The organism is Enterococcus sp. MSG3299 (assembly GCF_050555765.1).
In the GTDB taxonomy this organism is placed as follows: domain Bacteria; phylum Bacillota; class Bacilli; order Lactobacillales; family Enterococcaceae; genus Enterococcus; species Enterococcus faecalis.
Genome location: NZ_CP187869.1, coordinates 1,892,869 through 1,910,986 on the forward strand (window position 1 = coordinate 1,892,869; position 18,118 = coordinate 1,910,986).

The following is an 18,118-nucleotide window of genomic DNA, read 5'->3' on the forward strand; positions in this document are numbered from 1 at the left end:
ATTTATTTGATGACTAAAAAAGGCCGGTGAATAAGTTGCTTCACCGGCCTTTTTCTAAGAGATTTTTCTTTTATAACATATCAAATAATGATAATTGGTTTTCATCTGGCAAGTCTTTTAAGACACCATTTTCATTCATGTATTCAATTAACGTTTTAGAAACTTTGCCTCGTGTTGCCAAATCTTCTTTCGACAAGAACGGTTGCTCTTCTCGCGCAGCGACAATGGCTTTCGCTACGTTGAGTCCTAAACTTGGCACTGCTCGGAAAGGTGCAATCAAGGTATCCCCTTCAATCACAAAATTTTCAGCGTCCGATTTGTACAAATCAATCATGCCAAATTTATAGCCCCGTTCCAGCATTTCATTACATAATTCTAAAACCGTTAATAAGTTCTTCTCTTTAGTGGAGGCGTCCATCCCTTTGTCCGTAATTTCTTTCATTCGTGCTTTCACAGCTTCTTTCCCTTGTGACATTGCCACTAAGTCAAAGTCATCCGCCCGAACGGAGAAAAATGCACAGTAATATAAGATTGGGAAATAAACTTTAAAGTAAGCGACCCGCAACGCCATTAATACGTATGCTGCCGCATGGGCTTTCGGGAACATATATTTAATTTTAGAACAAGAATCAATATACCAGTCAGGGACGTTGTTTTCCTTCATCGCATTTAAATACGTATCCCGTAGTTCATCAGGAATCTTATTCCATTGTCCTTTACGTACCGTTTCCATAATCTTAAAGGCCATCCCACTGTCCAAACCAGCATGAATTAAATATACCATGATATCATCCCGACAACCAATTACTTCAGCAAGATTGGCTTCGCCACGACGAATCAATTCTTCTGCATTCCCTAGCCACACATCAGTTCCGTGAGACAGTCCAGAAATTTGAAGTAATTCTGCAAAAGTTGATGGATGGGTCTGTTCTAACATACCTCGAACGAAACGTGTCCCAAATTCAGGAATTCCTAAAGTTCCTGTTTTAGAATAAATTTGCTCTGCATCCACACCTAGAACATCAGGTCCTTCAAAAATACGCATCACTTCTGGATCGTCTGTTGGGATTGTTTTTGGCTCAATCCCAGATAAATCTTGTAACATCCGAATCACGGTCGGATCATCATGTCCTAGAATATCAAGTTTTAAAATATTATCGTGAATGGAATGGAAATCAAAGTGCGTCGTTTTCCATTCTGCCTCTTGATCATCAGCAGGGTATTGGATTGGCGTAAAGTCATAAACATCCATGTAATCAGGAATTACAATAATACCGCCGGGATGCTGCCCAGTCGTCCGTTTAACCCCTGTTGAACCTTTAGCTAAGCGATCAATTTCAGCGCCGCGCAAATGTAAATTATGATCTCTTTCATATCCTTTAACAAAGCCATACGCTGTTTTGTCGGCTACTGTACCAATGGTTCCTGCCCGGTAGACATATTCTTCACCAAAAAGAACTTTCGTGTAGTTATGGGCTTCGGCTTGATAATCGCCAGAAAAGTTCAAATCGATATCGGGAACTTTGTCGCCATGGAACCCTAAGAACGTTTCAAAAGGAATGTCGTGACCATCTTTAAACAATCGAGCACCACATTTTGGACAGGCTTTTTCAGGCATATCAAACCCTGAACCATAGGAACCATCTTCATAGAACTCAGAATATTGACACTCAGGACAATAATAATGTGGCGCTAAAGGATTTACTTCAGTAATCCCTGTCATTGTCGCAACAAAACTCGAACCGACAGAGCCCCGTGAACCGACTAAATAGCCGTCTTCATTACTTTTATGCACCAGTTTTTGAGAAATTAAATAAATGACCGAGAAACCATTCCCGTTAATCGAATTCAGTTCCTTTTCTAACCGTTTTTCGACAATTTCTGGTAAAGGATCGCCATACAATTCGCGCGCACGATTGTAGCTTAAATCAGTGATTTCTTGTTCAGACCCAGGAATTTTCGGCGTATACAAATCGTCTTTTACTGGAATAACTTCTTCACATAAATCAGCGACTTTGTTGGGATTTTCTACTACAATTCGCTTAGCGACGTCTTGTCCTAAAAATTGAAATTCCGTTAACATTTCATCGGTGGTTCGGAAATGAACCTTTGGTAAACTATGGCGATTTAACGGATTAGCGCCACCCATAGACCCGACTAAAATTTTCCGATAGATGGCATCTTCTTCATTTAAATAATGAACATTTCCAGTGGCGACAACCAGCTTGCCAAGTTCGTCACCGATTTTCACTAGATTACTAATAATTTCTTCCAAATCTGCTTCATTTTTCACCAATTCTTGTTCAATTAATGGCGCGTAAACTGGTTTGGGCATAACTTCAATATAATCGTAGAATTTGGCACGATTTTTTGCTTCTTCGACACCTTTTTGCATCATTGCTTCAAAAATTTCGCCGTTTGAACATGCGGAACCGATTAAAAGCCCTTCTCTTAACTTCGATAATTGCGAACGAGGAATCCGTGGTACTCGGAAAAAATAATCTACATTGGACATCGAAATCAATTTAAAAAGATTTTTTAATCCTGCTTGAGTTGTTGCTAAAATCGTTGCATGGAAAGGTCGAGCTCGTTTGTATGAATCTCCTTCGCCAATATGACGATTCAAATCATCATGGAAATGCATATCATGATTCTCTTTCGCTTCTTTTAAGAAAGTCCAGCACAAATGACCTGTTGATTCCGAGTCATAGATGGCGCGGTGATGTTGTTCTAAGTTGACGCCAAATTTTTTCGATAAGGTATTTAGACGATGGCTTTTGAAATGTGGATACAAGAATCTGGATAATTCTAATGTATCGATGACGGGATTAGCCGCTTCAGGTATTCCATGTTTGCCATAACTTGTGTTTAAGAATCCCATATCAAAAGAAGCGTTGTGGGCCACTAAAATAGTTCCTTCTGAAAACTCTTTAAACATGCGTAAAACTTCTTCTTCGGATTTTGAACCGCGCACCATTTCATCTGTAATCCCAGTTAAATTAATTGTCGTTTGAGATAATGGATGGCCAGGATCAATAAACTGCTCAAAAGTCTCAATGACATTTCCTTTGTGCATTTTGACTGCGGCCAATTCAATAATTGTATCATAAACAGCGGAAAGCCCCGTTGTTTCCACGTCAAAGACCACATAGGTAGCATCTGTTAATTCAATATGTTCTTCGTTGTAAGCAATAGGTACACCATCATCAACAATATTGGCTTCCACGCCGTATAAAATTTTAACGCCTGCTTTTTTACCTGCAGCATGGGCATCAGGAAACGCTTGGGCGCCGCCATGATCCGTAATTGCGATGGCCTTGTGACCCCATTTCCCCGCTTGCACCACCAAGTCACCGACTTTATTGGTCGCATCCATTGTACTCATGTTACTATGCATGTGTAATTCTACACGTTTTTCACCTTCTGGCGCGTAGTCTTTTCTTGGCGCATGGGCGACTTCCATCAAATCTTGGGCATTCATGACTAAATCACGCATGAAGGTATCTTCTTGTACACTACCACGAACACGAATCCAACTTTGCGGTTGAATCGCATCAAAAACTTGTTCATCTTTTTCCCCATTCGAAAATTTCTTCACCACGAAAGAGGAAGTATAATCAGTTATTTTCAAAATTAAAATTTTTCGTTTAGAACGCAATTCACGTACTTCTTTATCAAAAATAAAGCCTTCAATCGTTATCCGACGTTCTTCTTCCAGTATGTTTCCCATTGGCATAATGGGTTCATCATTGGGAATATTCCGACCTAAACGAATTGGACCATCAAAAGCAGGCGCTTGTTGTTGTTTTTCTTTTTTCATTTGTTCATGTTTAACAAGCGATTCAGCAGCTTGTTGTTGAAAGGCTGCGGCTTGTTCTAATTTTTGCTCTTCAAACTTTTTCAACACTTCTGCAGCTTGCTGTTGATCCATTTTTGGTTCAATATGAAATTTAGGAAACCCGTAAGAGAAATAAAGTTCCTCAATAATTGGTAAATATTGTTGCTTCAAATAAGGAATAACTGCTTCATTATCAACAGGTAAGATAATTTTCCGATCTTCAAATTGTGGTGTCTGTGTTTTTAAGACTTTCTGAACTAACGGTGTATTGCATTGACTATTTAACAAGGCCAATTGCCAATAATCCGTTAATTGTTCCTCTGTAAATGTTGTCTGATTTGTGGTTATTTGAACGGAAACCTGCGCAATTTGTTGAAAAGCTAGTTCCAATTGTTGCATAAATGTTTGATATAGCATCACTGGCATCAATTCATCAAAACTTAAATGAAATTCCCATAAGCGACTTTGTTGGTGAACAATGACCTTGTCAATCCGGCCATTTTGAATTAAGGGATGTTCTTTCGCTGTGTCATCTAACTGAATTTGCGTCATCAGTTTATCAAATAAATCGCGTGCTTTTTCTGTCACAAAATGAACCTCCTTCTATCATTGAAAAAAGGCCCTCAGACAAATCTGTCAAGTGCCTTTTTTCGGTTTCTCTGCATTCGCTTCTCTATTAAGTATACTCGTTTTTTGTAAAAAAACAATCTTGTTCCGTCACTGGCTTGCTAAAAATTAGAGAACAAGAGTAATGTACTCGTGAAGAATCCCATTATTTGTATGAACATATTGAAAAAAACATCCTTTAACTCCGTATTTACCAATCCCTTACAAATTCATTCTTGCCATTTCTTCCAATTTCTCAATCTCTTTTCGATAATTTTTCCGCATGGCTTGTTCTGTTTCTTCTAGGATTAAAACAAATCGGTTTTCTGTTCGTTTCACTTCATCTAAACTGGTGGCTATTTGATGATGAAACATTCGTTTGTCCCAAGTATCATTTCTAGTAAAATAAGCCACCTTGTCTACTAGTTGGTTCGTTTGTTGTCTAAATCGCTGGATTTCAGCGGAAACATGTTGCTGTTGTTGATTGATTCTGCGCTTTTCTTGATAATAGTTGTCTTCAATCATCTGGTAACTGCGGCGTTTTTCTTCCGGTGTCATCTCTTAACCTCCTTTTGCTGGTGTTTTTAATTTTGCGTCAGGAATCGTTTTCAAATAATGGCTCGCTGCGTCCGCCACTTGCCCTTGGAACGCACCTTTTAAGGAAGATGGCAACACAGTTTTTGATTGTTTGCTCATCAATTCTGAAAGTTTCTTGATTGTATGTGTGGAGGTTTGTTTGATTGTTGCGATTCTGGTTTGTTTTGCTGTAATCACAGCTTGAATGGCTTGGCGTTCTTGTATCTTTTGTACGCGTTCTAATTCCAATTGAAGTTCTCTTTCCAGTTCATCCATGTGCAACATCCTTTCATTTCTGTGCAAATAACTGATTCCCTGCTTGGCGATCGTATTCTTGAATATTTTTAGCCGCAGTTGTTAACTTTTCACTAAATGTCATCAGTTTTTGATTATATTGTTGAACTTGTTTCCGATTGTGACTGGCCTGTGCCTCGTTCCACAAACGACTTTTTTCATATGGTGCAATCATTGCTTGGACCTCAGAATAAGACAAATATTGTCTTATTTCATTAGCACTTGTTAAAATTTCCTTGGAAATTTCTGCTAACGCTTGTTCTGTGTCTTGCTGGCTTTGTTTCAGCAATTTCTCCGCTTCTTCACCGATTGTCCTAGCCTGATTAGCTACTTGTAATGCCAAGTCTGCTCGTAACTTGATTTTTTGACCGCCAGAAGCACTGGCAATTTTTGTATGTAAAGAACGAATAGCTTTATCAGTACTAGGTTTTAATTTTTCCAAATTCGCATTCGTTTGCGCAAATTCGCCATAGAGTTCTAAGTACTCCTGCACTCGTTTTTTCGCTTCGGCTTCATTATTTGTGGTGGGATCCCAGTCGCCATTTTTCTTTGCCCAGACTTTTGCTGCTAACTTGACTTGCTCCAAAGTCATATTCGGTGCGAAAATGCCATCTTTGGCTAAACGATCCAAATCCAAGTCGTCTCCATCAAAATAGTTGGCTAAAGTATTATGTTCACCAACCCCTGAAATCGAAAAAATCGTGCCATATTTACTATCACGTCCTGACAGTGCTGCCCACGAATCATTTTGGTAGCGAATCAAAAATTCTGGATTTTCTTGTAGCCACTGTTTTTCACTCGTCGTTAAACGTTCAAATTGATTGCGGCCCCAATCATCAAAACTGGTGGTCCGAAAGCCCATTTCTTGCCCGTATTTCCCTGCCATTTTCATCATGTAGCCACCTGATTGACTAAAGCCTGCAACATCGGTAATTGTGCCGTTTTGCGAGGCGATTTTTTGCTGCGTTTGTTTTAAAAATTTTTCAGCTTCCTGATATTCTTCAGAAAGTCCACCTACAAAAGCTGTTCCAGCTGTTTCAAAGCCTTTTTTGCCTTCATCACCAAAGGAATTGGTACCAGCGTACACGACAGCGACGTTGTTATAGTCAGGTTTGCCTTGGTCATCTAAAGGCGCGATGGCCATGGCATTTAGTTGGCTGGATTGGGTGCTGGCGGCTTTGTGGATGATTTTGAATTCTTTTGACTCTCCTTGACTTTCAAAATCAACAGTATCACTATCTGTTTGAACCTTCCTTTTAGTCATATCAATTGCTTTCGCTAGTTCTTCGGTTGTAATTTCTTTAGTCAAATTTTCTCTCCTCCTAATATGTTAATTCATGAATCTCTAAGTTATAAACTACTTTTGCATTTGGGCTTCCTTTAGTAGATTTTCTGAATTTTTCAAAACTCTTTTTTTCATCATTGCTCAATTTATATGTCGCATTTTTTAGTCCAACACTAATAGTAACATCCGTATTTTGAGGATTTAATGTATCTGATAGAACATATTTTTTCAGCTCATCATTGTATACGCCCTTTTCACTTAAACGAAAATCTGGCATAAAATATTTATCCTCAGACACATAAATTCTCACGTCACTATCCACATAATTCCCCAACAACGATGTCCCATATCCTTTTGCATTCCGCCATTCCACGCCAACGCCTTGCCACTCAATCTTCTCAATGCCTTCGTAGTTTTCTACCAAATAGTTTGACACATATTTTTGAATTAAATCGATTCCTTGTTGGTAATCTTTTTCTATTGCTTTTTTATCCATGTATTGTTTCCCTCCAATTCCTAAAATAATTAATATGATAGTAGCTAAGCTTATTAGCCACCACTTTCTTTTTTTCACTGACTCCCCTCCTTTCTTTTTATGTACACTAATTTTTTAAAACTTCTATGTTAAGCTATCTTCACTTCCTGATATTCTTCAGAAAGCCCACCTACAAAAGCTGTTCCAGCTGTCTCAAAGCCTTTTTTACCTTCATCACCAAAGGAATTGGTACCAGCGTACACGACAGCGACGTTGTTATAGTCAGGTTTACCTTGGTCATCTAAAGGCGCGATGGCCATGGCATTTAGTTGACTGGATTGGGTGCTGGCGGCTTTGTGGATGATTCTAAAATCTTTTGTTTTTTCTTGAATTTCTAAAACTACTGTATCACTATTTAATTGAACTGTCTCTTTTGTAGAATCAATTGCTTTTGCTAAGGTCTCTGTTGTAATTTCATTACTCAAATTCCTTTCCCTCCTAATATGTTAATTCATGAATTTCTAAGTTATAAATTACTTTTGCATTTGGACTTCCTTTATCAGACTTTCTAAATCTCTCAAAAACTTTTTTTTCAGCTTGGTTCAAATCGTATGTCGCATTCCTTAATCCTACTCTAACTGCAACATCTGTATTTTTATCGTTTAATGAGTCTAGCACAACATATTTTTTCAATTCATCATCATATTCGGTTTTATCGGTTAGACGAAAATACATCATGAAATAATCATCTTTAGATACATATACTCTAATTTCACTATTAACATAATTCCCCAACAACGATGTCCCATACCCTTTTGCATTCCGCCACTCTACACCAACGCCTTGCCACTCAATCTTCTCAATGCCTTCATAGTTTTCTACCAAATAGTTTGATACATATTTTTGAATTAAATCGATTCCTTGTTGGTAATCCTTTTCTATTGCTTTTTTATCCATGTATTGTTTTCCTCCAATTCCTATTATGATTAGTACTACAGTAGCTAAACCAATTAGCCACCATCTTCCTTTTTTCACTGGCTTTCCTCCTTTCTTTTTATGTACAATCGTGTTTTAACATTCTATTGGATTCGTTCCATAAATCCCTTTCACTAGTACAGCGCCAATGCTACTGGGTTCCCTTTACTAACCTAACTTCATTCAATCATTTCTATTCTGAAAGAGTATTTTCTTTAATTTTCTAACCTATTTTTTATTGGTTATAACCTCCTCTATTTAATCTAATAATTCAGCCACCATTTTATAATATCATTAACATATAATTACTGTAAATATAATTTTAAATTCTATCTATATATGAAAAATTTGTTTAAAAACAAAAAAATATCATTTAATCAGCTTAAATCACTTATTTATTTCCTTTGTTATTAAAAACAATAAAGGTAATAATTTTATATAGATTAATTTTTAAAATCGAATATTGTTTATAGCTTGAGACATTTAAGTTTTTTATTACATTAAAAAAGCTTAAAACAAAATCAGAGAAACTTTGATTTCGTTTTAAGCTTTATACTGTTATTAAGTTTGTTTATTTATTCCACTTCTGATGTTGTGTTCATCAAAATAGAAAGTGTACTTTCTAATTCTTCTTTGCGTACTTCCAACATTTCACCAGTACGTTTGATTTTGACTTCTACCACACCATCGACTGCTTTTTTCCCGACTGTGATACGGATTGGACAACCAATTAAATCAGCATCAGCAAATTTTACGCCTGCGCGCTCGTTGCGGTCATCAACTAATACTTCGTAGCCCGCTTCGGTCATCATTGCTTCAACTTCTTGTGATAGTTTTGTTTGATACTCATCTTTCACATTCATTTGGACCACGTGTAAATCAAATGGCGCAATCCCTGTTGGCCAATTAATACCACGCTCGTCTGCATTTTGTTCAACGATTGCTGAAAGTAAACGACTAACGCCGATGCCATAGCAACCCATGATCACTGATTTTTCACGACCGTTTTCATCTAAAACTGTTGCGCCCATAGCATCACTATAACGCGTTCCTAATTTAAAGATGTGACCAATTTCGATTCCTTTGGTAAAGGCTAAGACACCATTGCCATCAGGAGAAGGATCGCCTTCTTGAACAAAGCGTAAATCTTCGTAACTAATTGGTTGGAAATCACGATCTGGATTTACATTTGTCAAATGATAGCCATCTTCGTTAGCTCCAACAATGGCGTTGGCTAAATCTTGAACAGCTAAATCTGCATAAATTTTAACATCTTCGGAAACATTGACTGGACCAATTGAACCAAAGCCCGCTCCTAAGACACGGCGAGCATCTTCTTCTGTTGCTTCATCTAGGAAATCAGCGCCTAAGAAGTTTTTCAATTTGACATCATTGACATCATGATCGCCACGAACCAAGACCATTACTGGCTCTTCATCGGCAATAAATAGTACTGATTTAATAATACGTTGTGGCTCAACTTCAAAGAAGTTTGCCACTTCGGCAATTGTACCCACTTCTGGTGTTGCAATTTTTTCTAAATCTAATTGTGTTTCATGTGATTTTTTCGGCGTATAAAGACTTGTTGCCATTTCTAAATTGGCAGCATAATCACTTTCTGTTGAATAGCAAATAGTATCTTCCCCAATTTCAGAAATTGCCATAAATTCTTTAGAATCTTTACCACCCATGGCACCACCGTCCCCAATAATGGCACGGAATTCTAGTCCACAGCGTTCAAAAATGCGTGAGTAAGCTTTTTCGTAATCACGGTATGATTGATCTAAACTAGCTTCATCGGCATGGAAAGAATAGCCATCTTTCATGATAAATTCACGGCCTCTTAATAAGCCAGATCGTGGGCGTTTTTCATCACGATATTTTGTTTGAATTTGGTATAAATTCAAAGGTAATCGTTTGTAAGAATTGATTTCATCACGAATTAATTCTGTGAAGGTTTCTTCATGCGTTGGGCCTAAGATATAGTCACGGTCATTGCGATCTTTTAAGCGATACAAGTTAGGTCCATAAGTTTCATAACGGCCTGATTCTTTCCAAAGTTCTGCTGGTAATAACGCAGGCATTAACATTTCAACTGCATCAATTTTCTCAAATTCTTCTCGCATAATCGTTTTTAATTTTTCTAAAACACGATTGGCTAAAGGTAAATAAGAATAGATCCCTGCAGCGACTTGACGAATATAGCCTGCGCGCAACAGAATTTGATGACTTAAGACTTCTGCATCATTTGGTACTTCTCTTAACGTTGGAATTAACATTTTTGACTGTTTCATTAAAACTCTCCTCTATTTTAAAATCAACTATTTTTGATTTCTTTACACACTTTTTTACTTAAACTTTCTCCTTAAAAGAAAAAGCGTTGAATATCGTTCCAAGTAACTAACACCATTAACACCATGACAAACCCAAAGCCAATTAACGTAATGATGCCTTCTTTTTCAGGACTAATTGGTTTTCCACGTACACCTTCAATAATGTTTAAGACAATTTTCCCGCCATCTAAAGCTGGGATTGGCAACAAATTAATAATCCCTAAGTTCATTGACAACATGGCCATTAAGAATACAACTGTACTTACTCCAGCATTGGATGCTTCTTCCGATAACTTAAACATCATGACTGGCCCACCTAGTTTGTTTAAACTAAAGCCTGTGAATAGTGAGCCCAGTGCTTTAAAAATCTGTGTCGTACTATTTAAAGTATCCTGAATACCGCCCATCAATTTTGACGGTAAATCGGTTTTCATATAAGGATAAACGCCGACTTTACCAATCGTTTGTTTTTCCACTTTTTGTTTTTCTGGTGTCACTGTTAGTTGCTCTTCTTTGCCGTTACGCTCAACTATGAACGTTAACGGCTTTTCGGGGTTCTTCTGCACAATGGTTGTAAAATCTTCGTATTTTTTGATTTTTTGATTATTAATCGATAAGACTTTATCATTTTCTTTCAACCCAGCTTCTGCGGCTGGGCCATTAGGAATCACTTGTCCAATTTGGTTCGTGTTTAAATCAGTGACGCCTCCTTGTAGAAAGACCGCTAACGTAAACAGAATAAACCCTAAGATAAAGTTATTCATGGGTCCCGCAAAGTTCGTCAAAATGCGTTGCGATAATTTCGCTGATTGAAATTGAACGTCAAGTGGCGCAATCCGCACCTCGGTTCCATCACTTTCAATAATCGTTGCATCATGGTCAACTTTATAAACGGTTTCTTCTTCCTCGTTTCCATTGACATAGCCCTTGATGAATAATTCTTTTTCAAGATCAAAATCAACGACTTCCATCGGAATACTATGAGGTAATTGTACTTTTTTACTTGTATTAATTTTAACCACATTACCCACGGCATTTAACTCAACAGATAGAGGCATACCTGGTGTGATTTCTGTCATGTCTTCGCCCATCCCAGCCATTCGCACATAGCCACCAATCGGCAATAAGCGAATCGTATAAGTGGTGCCATCTTTTCCACGATGCGCAAAAATCTTTGGTCCCATTCCGATTGCAAACTCACGAACTAAAATACCCGCTCGTTTTGCAAAATAAAAGTGGCCAAATTCATGTACGAGGACAAGAATACCGAAGACAATAATGAATGTGATAATTGTTTTCATAGATGTCCTTCTTCCTTCATTCACTGACGTTCAGTGCTTTTTATTATTACATGGGAAAGTCTCGTAAAACTTGCTCTGTTCCCTTCCCGATAAACCAGCGCAACTGTTTACTGAGAACAGTCGCCACTGTTAGTGAACAAATCTTTCCTTATGTAAGACAAGTTTTATTTTAGCATATTCACTCATAAATAACCATTGGACTTGACCAGTTCGTCTGGATATTTTGTGTTTTTTTAGAAAACTGTATAAATGAGAGGAATTGATTACTACGACCAGTATTTTTTTTAAAGACCTTCAACAATAGTAGCTAACTTTAGACCATAAACTTTTCCGACAGTTTGTCGTATTTTATCAACACGCTGATTGACATGTGCTACCATGAAAGTATTAATAGTAATTTTAGGGGGAATGAATCAATGTATGGAGAATTACATGGTAAAGTGGCCGTTGTCACTGGTGCAGCTACGGGCTTAGGATTATTTATTACTCTGCGTTATATCTTAGAGGGCATGAATGTTGTTGCTGACTATGTCGGTGAGCTGCCTAAAGAATTTGAAGATGTCCAAGCCAAGCACGCAGACCGCGTAAAATTCGTGAAGGCTGATGTCTCTAATGAAGAAGATATTAAAGAGTTAGCTGAAACCGCTTTAAAAGAGTTTGGTCATGTTGACATTTGGGTAAATAACGCCGGTGTGGAGGCTTCTTTTCCGACAATTGATATGCCATTAAAAGAATGGCAACGTGTCATTGATGTCAATTTAAACGGTGTCTTTTTGGGTTCTAGAGAAGCACTCCGAATATTTAGAGATCAAAAAATCAAAGGGTCAATCATTAATATGTCCTCCGTTCACCAAAGAATTCCTTGGCCAACGTTCGCCCACTATGCGGCAAGTAAAGGCGCAACCGAAATGTTCACGAAAACAATCGCTTTGGAATATGCGGAATATGGTATTCGTGCCAACTGTATTGCACCTGGAGCGATTAACACACCTATTAATGCTGAAAAATTTTCCGATCCCGAACAGTTAAAACAAACAACAAGCATGGTTCCTATGGGCATTATTGGTAAACCAAATCAAGTAGCTGCTGCGGCCGCTTGGTTAGCTTCTGATGAATCCTCATACGTAACTGGAACAACACTCTTTGTAGATGGCGGGATGTCTCTATACCCTTCGTTCCAACACGGAGCTGGTTAAAAAGTAGTCTGCAACAAAAATTCATAGAGAATTTTTGTTGCAGACTTTGTACTATCACACACAAAATCTATTCAGGAGGCTTACCATGAAACTAGTCAAAAATGTTCTTTTAATTTTAATTGGTTTAGTTATTATCGGGATTGGCGCATCCACTTTAAGAGTGGCAGGTTTAGGAGTTGATCCTTTCACTGCTATGAATATCGGACTTTCTTCAATGTTTGGTATGCAATTAGGCATTTTTCAAATTATTGTCAATGCGTTTATTTTATTCTATGTCTATTTAAAAAACAAAAAAGCCATTGGTCTAGGAACTATTTTAAATATGCTTTTAGTGGGAATTTTGATTCAACAGATTTCTACTTGGCTTCAACCTTACGCCAATAGTTTAGGAGGCTCAACAATTGGCAAACTACTTTCTTTATTCTTCGGAGTCCTGATTTTTACATTTGGCTGCGCCTTATACATGGCTACAGATCAAGGCGAATCCCCCTATGATGCGATTGCGCCAACCATCTGTCAACAAATCAACAAACCTTACGCTTCTGTTCGAAAAGCACAAGATTTGTTGGTCCTATTAATTGGCTTTATTGCTGGTGGTCCAATTGGGATTGGTACAATTATTTGTGCATTTGGTGCTGGCCCACTCATTAGTTTCTGGAACAAGTTACTTCAACCTTTAGTAAAATAATTTTTTAACTAAAATATAAGAAAAAGCGATGACTCCATAGAGATTTTCTTCTCGAGTCATCGCTTTTTTATTTGTGCTTCTTTGAAGAAGCATGATTAGTGTGTTTCTTGTTTGGCTTTCCGTTGTTGTTTTGGTTGATTATTTGTTGGTAGAGTAAAAACTATCCTACTGACCCTTCCATCTCATAACTAATCAACCGATTCAACTCAACCGCATATTCCATCGGTAATTCTTTCGTAAATGGTTCAACAAAGCCCATAACAATCATTTCTGTCGCTTCGGCTTCAGACAAGCCGCGACTCATTAGATAATATAATTGTTCTTCAGAAATTTTTGAAACTTTGGCTTCGTGTTCTAAGGACACTTGGCTGTTATGGATTTCATTAAACGGAATCGTATCTGATTTTGATTTTTCGTCCATGATAATCGTGTCGCATTCGATGTGGGAAATCGAGCCTGCGCTGTCTTTTCCAAAAGTCACTTGGCCACGGTAGTTAACTTCGCCGCCGTCTTTAGCAATTGATTTTGAAACAATTGAGCTAGAGGTATTCGGCGCATTGTGAATCATTTTGGCCCCAGTATCTTGGATTTGGTTAGCACCAGCAAAGGCAATCGATAACATCGTGCCACGGGCGCCTTTGCCATCTAAGTAAACGCTTGGGTATTTCATGGTTGTTTTAGCTCCTAGGTTCCCATCAATCCATTCGACAGTGGCACCTTCGTAAGCTTTAGCACGTTTGGTTACTAGGTTGTAGACGTTATCTGACCAGTTTTGAATAGTGGTATAACGACAATAAGCATCTTTTCTAGTAAAAATTTCTACGATGGCCGCATGCAAGCTGTTACTTGAATACGTTGGTGCCGTACAACCTTCAACATAGTGAACGCTGGCCCCTTCATCGACAATAATCAAGGTCCGTTCAAATTGGCCGGTATTTTCAGCGTTGATTCGGAAATATGTTTGTAATGGTACATCAACTCGAACGCCTTTTGGTACATAAATAAAGGTTCCACCTGACCAAACAGCTGAGTTTAAAGCGGCCAGTTTATTATCTGTTGGCGGCACAAGTTTTGAAAAATACTCTTTGAATAAGTCAGGATATTCTTTTAAAGCAGAGTCAGTATCTGTAAAAATGATGCCTAATTTTTCAAATTCTTCTTTCATGTTGTGGTAAACAACTTCTGATTCATATTGAGCAGAAGCCCCAGCTAGATAAGCACGCTCAGCTTCGGGAATCCCAATTTTTTCAAAGGTTTCTTTGATTTTATCAGGTACATCATCCCAATCGCGTGCGGGTTTGTCACTCGGTTTTTGGTAATATTTAATTTTACTAAAGTCAATATCTGACAGGTCTGGACCCCATTCTTGCATGGGCATTTTATTGAATTGTTCTAACGATTTTAAACGGAAGTCAAGCATCCATTCTGGTTCGCCTTTCACGCGAGAAATTTCGCGAACGACGTCTTCTGTTAGGCCGTCTCCGGTACTAAAGACTGGTTCCACATCGTCGTGAAAGCCAAATTTATATTCTTCTAATTCAGGTACTGTACTCAATTCGTCGTCACCCTTTCTTTATTTTTCACAATGTAAATGACCGGCTTCGCCTTGGCCGTTATTAGCAACAGCCTGCTCTAAGGCTTTCCAAGCCAGGGTTGCACATTTAATCCGAGCTGGAAATTTAGCTACGCCGCTTAACATTGCTGCATCGCCTAATTTTTCATCTTCGGCCACTTCATTTCCTTGAACAAGTTGAGAAAAATCCTCTGCTAAGGCCGTTGCTTCGGCGATTGTTTTTCCTAAGACCGCATCAGTCATCATACTAGCACTTGCTGTACTGATAGAACAGCCACTTCCTTGAAAGGCGATATCTTTAATCACACCGTCTTCAATGGCCACATCCAGTTCAATCACATCTCCACAAGTAGGATTATTCAGTTCAATTGTTTGGCTAGACGCATCTAGCGTTCCGTGGTGATGTGGGTGGCTAGAATGGTCCAAAATGACTTGGCGATATAAGTTATCTAATTTAGAAAGTGCCATGCTGGAAAAACTCCTTTGTCGCTTTAATCGCTTCAACTAAGCGATCTGCGTCTTCTTTGGTATTGTATAAATAAAAACTTGCCCGTGCAGTTGCTGGCACGCTCAGATAGTTTAATAGCGGTTGCGCGCAATGGTGACCCGCTCTGACAGCGACCCCTTCCATATCTAACGCCGTAGCCACATCATGTGGATGTAAACCGTCAATATTAAAAGCAATCACGCCTGTGTGGTCTTTTGGATCCTGTGGACCATAAATCGTCAAGCCCTCGATAGCTTGCAACTTCGGCAAAACATAGTGAACAAGGGCTGCTTCATGTTGATGAATGGCCTCTAAACCAATTTCTGTTAAATAATCAATAGCGGCACCTAAGGCAATTGCCCCAGCAATATTAGGTGTGCCAGCTTCAAATTTCCATGGAAGCTCTTTCCAAGTACTTTCTTGAAGATGAACAAAGTCAATCATTTCGCCACCAAATTCCACAGGTTCCATTTGTTCCAATAAATGACGTTTACCATATAGGACACCAATTCCAGTCGGTCCACACATTTTGTGACCACTAAATGCATAAAAATCAGCATCGATAGCTTGAACGTCCACAGGCATATGAGGAACTGCTTGCGCGCCGTCTACCACCATCACAGCGCCATTTTGATGAGCTAATTGTGTTAATTCTTCGATTGGATTAATGACCCCTAACACATTTGAAACATGAGCAATCGAAACAATTTTCGTTTTTTCTGTAATTTGTTGACGTGCACTTGCCATGTCTAAAAAGCCGTCTTCAGTGACGTCTATATACTTCAAAATGGCCCCTGTACGTTGAGCTAATTGTTGCCAGGGAATAATGTTTGAATGATGTTCCATGTAAGATATAACAATTTCATCTCCATCTGTAACTGCCAAGTCACCATAACTTTTGGCAATCCAATTCAAACTGGTTGTTGTTCCTCGTGTAAATAAAACTTCCGCTGTTTCTTTAGCATGGATAAATTGGCGAACCTTTTCGCGGGAGGCCTCATAGTCCTTCGTTGCTCGTTCGGCTAACGTGTGCACCCCACGATGAACATTGGCATTATCGGTTTCATAATAATGTCGTAAAATATCTAACACTGCCGTTGGTTTTTGGGTTGTTGCAGCATTGTCTAAATAAACTAGCGGTTCATCATTAACTTCTTGAAATAAAATAGGAAACGATTGACGAATGGTTGCTGCATCCATCATGCGTTTAACTTCCCTTCAATTACTTCTACAAATTCATTTTGTACTTCTTTAACTGGAATTGCTGTAATGACAGAACCTAGGAAGCCACGAATCACCAAACGTTCCGCTTCTTCTTTACGCAAGCCGCGGCTCATTAAATAATACATTTCTTCTGGATCTACTCGACCAACGCTGGCTGCGTGTCCGGCAGTCACTTCATTTTCATCAATTAAAAGAATTGGATTGGCATCACCACGAGCTTTATCAGACAGCATTAAAACACGACTTTCTTGCTGTGCGTCGGCTCCTTTTGCTCCTTTTAAAATGTGGCCAATTCCGTTAAACGTTAAAGTACCACGTTCACGAATAACTCCATGTTGTAAAATATGACCAATTGAATGTGGCGCTTTGTTTGTCACTCGTGTGTCGATGCCTTGTGTTTGTTTACCTGCACTAATTGCAACAACTTTAACTTCTGAATGAGCGCCTTCGCCAACTAAATCAGAATCAAAATCAGCAACAACATCGCCATCATTCATGACGCCTAGAGCCCAATCAACAGAGGCATCCCGCATAATATAGCCACGACGATTCATATAAGTCGTTACAGTTTGCCCTAATTGATCCACGGCTGAGTATTTAACTTTTGCGCCATCTTTCGCAATCACTTCCACAACGATATTTCCAGAAGCTTTCTCTGCGTGATGACCAGTTGATTGAAAACGTTCTAAATAACTGAATTCACTATGATTATCTGCAACGATTAAAACATGTTTAAAGAAAGGTTGGTTGCTATCTGAATCCTGAATAAACAAAGATTCAATGGGCTCTTCAATCACTACGTTTTTAGGAACGTATAAGAAAACGCCACTATTCATGAAAGCTGCATGAGCTGCTGTCAGCTTATCCTCTTCTGGTAATACGGCTTTAGTCATATAGTATTCTTTAACTAATTCTGGGTGCTCTTGTAAAGCAGTAAAAATGTCTGTAAAAATTACCCCTTGTTCCGCTAATGAGGTTGGCAATTGCTCAAAAGCATGAAAAGATCCTTGTTGAACAATTAAAGGATTGTCTTTCATTTGATCAAAACTTGCGACATTTCCTTCAGAAGGCACATAACTTTCCATGTGAACATTTAATAAAGGCCAACGATGAAATTTCACACGATCAATATGTGGTAACTCACTTTCGTCAGCGTTTCTTAAAGCCGTTGTTCGCAATTCAGTCATCCAAGCTGGTTCTTCATGTTCTAGTGAAAAAGCGGTGACTTCGTCAAGATAATCCATTAGATTTACTTTTTTCATTTATC

15 protein-coding genes are annotated in these 18,118 nt (G+C 38.5%); 2 read left to right on the forward strand and 13 right to left on the reverse strand.

Annotation, left to right across the window (positions count from 1 at the left end):
* Positions 1–70: 70 nt before the first annotated feature.
* From IGL23_RS09180 to rseP, 9 genes are all read right to left on the reverse strand, one after another.
* Positions 71–4,426 carry a PolC-type DNA polymerase III gene (locus IGL23_RS09180; protein ID WP_430619644.1) on the reverse strand — a complete coding sequence of 1,452 codons (4,356 nt, stop codon included), beginning with the start codon at positions 4,424–4,426 and terminating at the stop codon, positions 71–73.
* A gap of 240 nt (positions 4,427–4,666) precedes the next feature.
* Positions 4,667–5,002 (reverse strand): hypothetical protein, encoded by a 336-nt coding sequence (locus IGL23_RS09185; protein ID WP_033594498.1) that lies wholly within the window; start codon positions 5,000–5,002, stop codon positions 4,667–4,669.
* Between the two features lie 3 nt (positions 5,003–5,005).
* A complete protein-coding gene (locus IGL23_RS09190) occupies positions 5,006–5,296 on the reverse strand; it encodes a hypothetical protein (RefSeq protein WP_033594497.1) in 291 nt (96 codons plus the stop codon).
* A 13-nt stretch (positions 5,297–5,309) separates the two neighbouring features.
* Positions 5,310–6,623 carry a hypothetical protein gene (locus tag IGL23_RS09195; RefSeq protein ID WP_033594496.1) on the reverse strand — a complete coding sequence of 438 codons (1,314 nt, stop codon included), beginning with the start codon at positions 6,621–6,623 and terminating at the stop codon, positions 5,310–5,312.
* 13 nt (positions 6,624–6,636) lie between these two features.
* Positions 6,637–7,173, reverse strand: coding sequence for a hypothetical protein (locus IGL23_RS09200; protein WP_033594495.1), 537 nt, complete (start codon positions 7,171–7,173; stop codon positions 6,637–6,639).
* Between the two features lie 50 nt (positions 7,174–7,223).
* Positions 7,224–7,559 carry a hypothetical protein gene (locus tag IGL23_RS09205; protein ID WP_033594494.1) on the reverse strand — a complete coding sequence of 112 codons (336 nt, stop codon included), beginning with the start codon at positions 7,557–7,559 and terminating at the stop codon, positions 7,224–7,226.
* Between the two features lie 13 nt (positions 7,560–7,572).
* Positions 7,573–8,109, reverse strand: a complete 537-nt coding sequence (locus IGL23_RS09210) for a hypothetical protein (protein WP_033594493.1) — start codon at positions 8,107–8,109, stop codon at positions 7,573–7,575.
* 515 nt (positions 8,110–8,624) lie between these two features.
* A complete protein-coding gene (locus IGL23_RS09215; protein WP_002359769.1) occupies positions 8,625–10,343 on the reverse strand; it encodes a proline--tRNA ligase in 1,719 nt (572 codons plus the stop codon).
* A 71-nt stretch (positions 10,344–10,414) separates the two neighbouring features.
* Complete coding sequence (gene rseP / locus IGL23_RS09220) at positions 10,415–11,683, reverse strand: RIP metalloprotease RseP (protein WP_002408800.1); 1,269 nt, start codon at positions 11,681–11,683, stop codon at positions 10,415–10,417.
* 416 nt (positions 11,684–12,099) lie between these two features.
* Between rseP and IGL23_RS09225 the strand changes: the two genes are divergently transcribed.
* Positions 12,100–12,879, forward strand: a complete 780-nt coding sequence (locus IGL23_RS09225) for an SDR family oxidoreductase (RefSeq protein ID WP_002376895.1) — start codon at positions 12,100–12,102, stop codon at positions 12,877–12,879.
* An 85-nt stretch (positions 12,880–12,964) separates the two neighbouring features.
* Positions 12,965–13,567, forward strand: a complete 603-nt coding sequence (locus tag IGL23_RS09230; RefSeq protein ID WP_002384244.1) for a YczE/YyaS/YitT family protein — start codon at positions 12,965–12,967, stop codon at positions 13,565–13,567.
* 160 nt (positions 13,568–13,727) lie between these two features.
* Here the strand turns inward: IGL23_RS09230 and sufB are convergent, their stop codons facing one another.
* Genes sufB through sufD form a run of 4 tightly spaced genes read right to left on the reverse strand, consistent with a single transcriptional unit; the run spans position 13,728 to position 18,113 of the window.
* Positions 13,728–15,122 (reverse strand): Fe-S cluster assembly protein SufB, encoded by a 1,395-nt coding sequence (gene sufB / locus IGL23_RS09235; RefSeq protein WP_002356769.1) that lies wholly within the window; start codon positions 15,120–15,122, stop codon positions 13,728–13,730.
* A gap of 18 nt (positions 15,123–15,140) precedes the next feature.
* On the reverse strand, positions 15,141–15,608 hold the full coding sequence (gene sufU / locus IGL23_RS09240) for a Fe-S cluster assembly sulfur transfer protein SufU (RefSeq protein ID WP_002356768.1): 468 nt from the start codon (positions 15,606–15,608) through the stop codon (positions 15,141–15,143).
* Entirely contained in the window at positions 15,595–16,830 is a 1,236-nt protein-coding gene (locus IGL23_RS09245) for a cysteine desulfurase (RefSeq protein ID WP_033594491.1), read from the reverse strand. The genes sufU and IGL23_RS09245 overlap by 14 nt, the downstream gene beginning before the upstream one ends.
* Positions 16,827–18,113: a Fe-S cluster assembly protein SufD gene (gene sufD / locus IGL23_RS09250; protein ID WP_033594490.1), complete on the reverse strand. Its 1,287-nt coding sequence runs from the start codon at positions 18,111–18,113 to the stop codon at positions 16,827–16,829. Before sufD ends, IGL23_RS09245 begins: the two co-directional genes overlap by 4 nt.
* Positions 18,114–18,118: the final 5 nt, after the last annotated feature.

Bases quoted from the DNA above. Each gene is read 5' to 3' on its own strand.
- IGL23_RS09185 (WP_033594498.1), bottom strand. From the start codon at position 5,002: ATGACACCGGAAGAAAAACGCCGCAGTTACCAGATGATTGAAGACAAC.
- IGL23_RS09190 (WP_033594497.1), bottom strand. From the start codon at position 5,296: ATGGATGAACTGGAAAGAGAACTTCAATTGGAATTAGAACGCGTACAA.
- IGL23_RS09215 (WP_002359769.1), bottom strand. From the start codon at position 10,343: ATGAAACAGTCAAAAATGTTAATTCCAACGTTAAGAGAAGTACCAAAT.
- rseP (WP_002408800.1), bottom strand. From the start codon at position 11,683: ATGAAAACAATTATCACATTCATTATTGTCTTCGGTATTCTTGTCCTC.
- IGL23_RS09225 (WP_002376895.1), top strand. From the start codon at position 12,100: ATGTATGGAGAATTACATGGTAAAGTGGCCGTTGTCACTGGTGCAGCT.
- IGL23_RS09230 (WP_002384244.1), top strand. From the start codon at position 12,965: ATGAAACTAGTCAAAAATGTTCTTTTAATTTTAATTGGTTTAGTTATT.
- sufU (WP_002356768.1), bottom strand. From the start codon at position 15,608: ATGGCACTTTCTAAATTAGATAACTTATATCGCCAAGTCATTTTGGAC.
- IGL23_RS09245 (WP_033594491.1), bottom strand. From the start codon at position 16,830: ATGATGGATGCAGCAACCATTCGTCAATCGTTTCCTATTTTATTTCAA.
- sufD (WP_033594490.1), bottom strand. From the start codon at position 18,113: ATGAAAAAAGTAAATCTAATGGATTATCTTGACGAAGTCACCGCTTTT.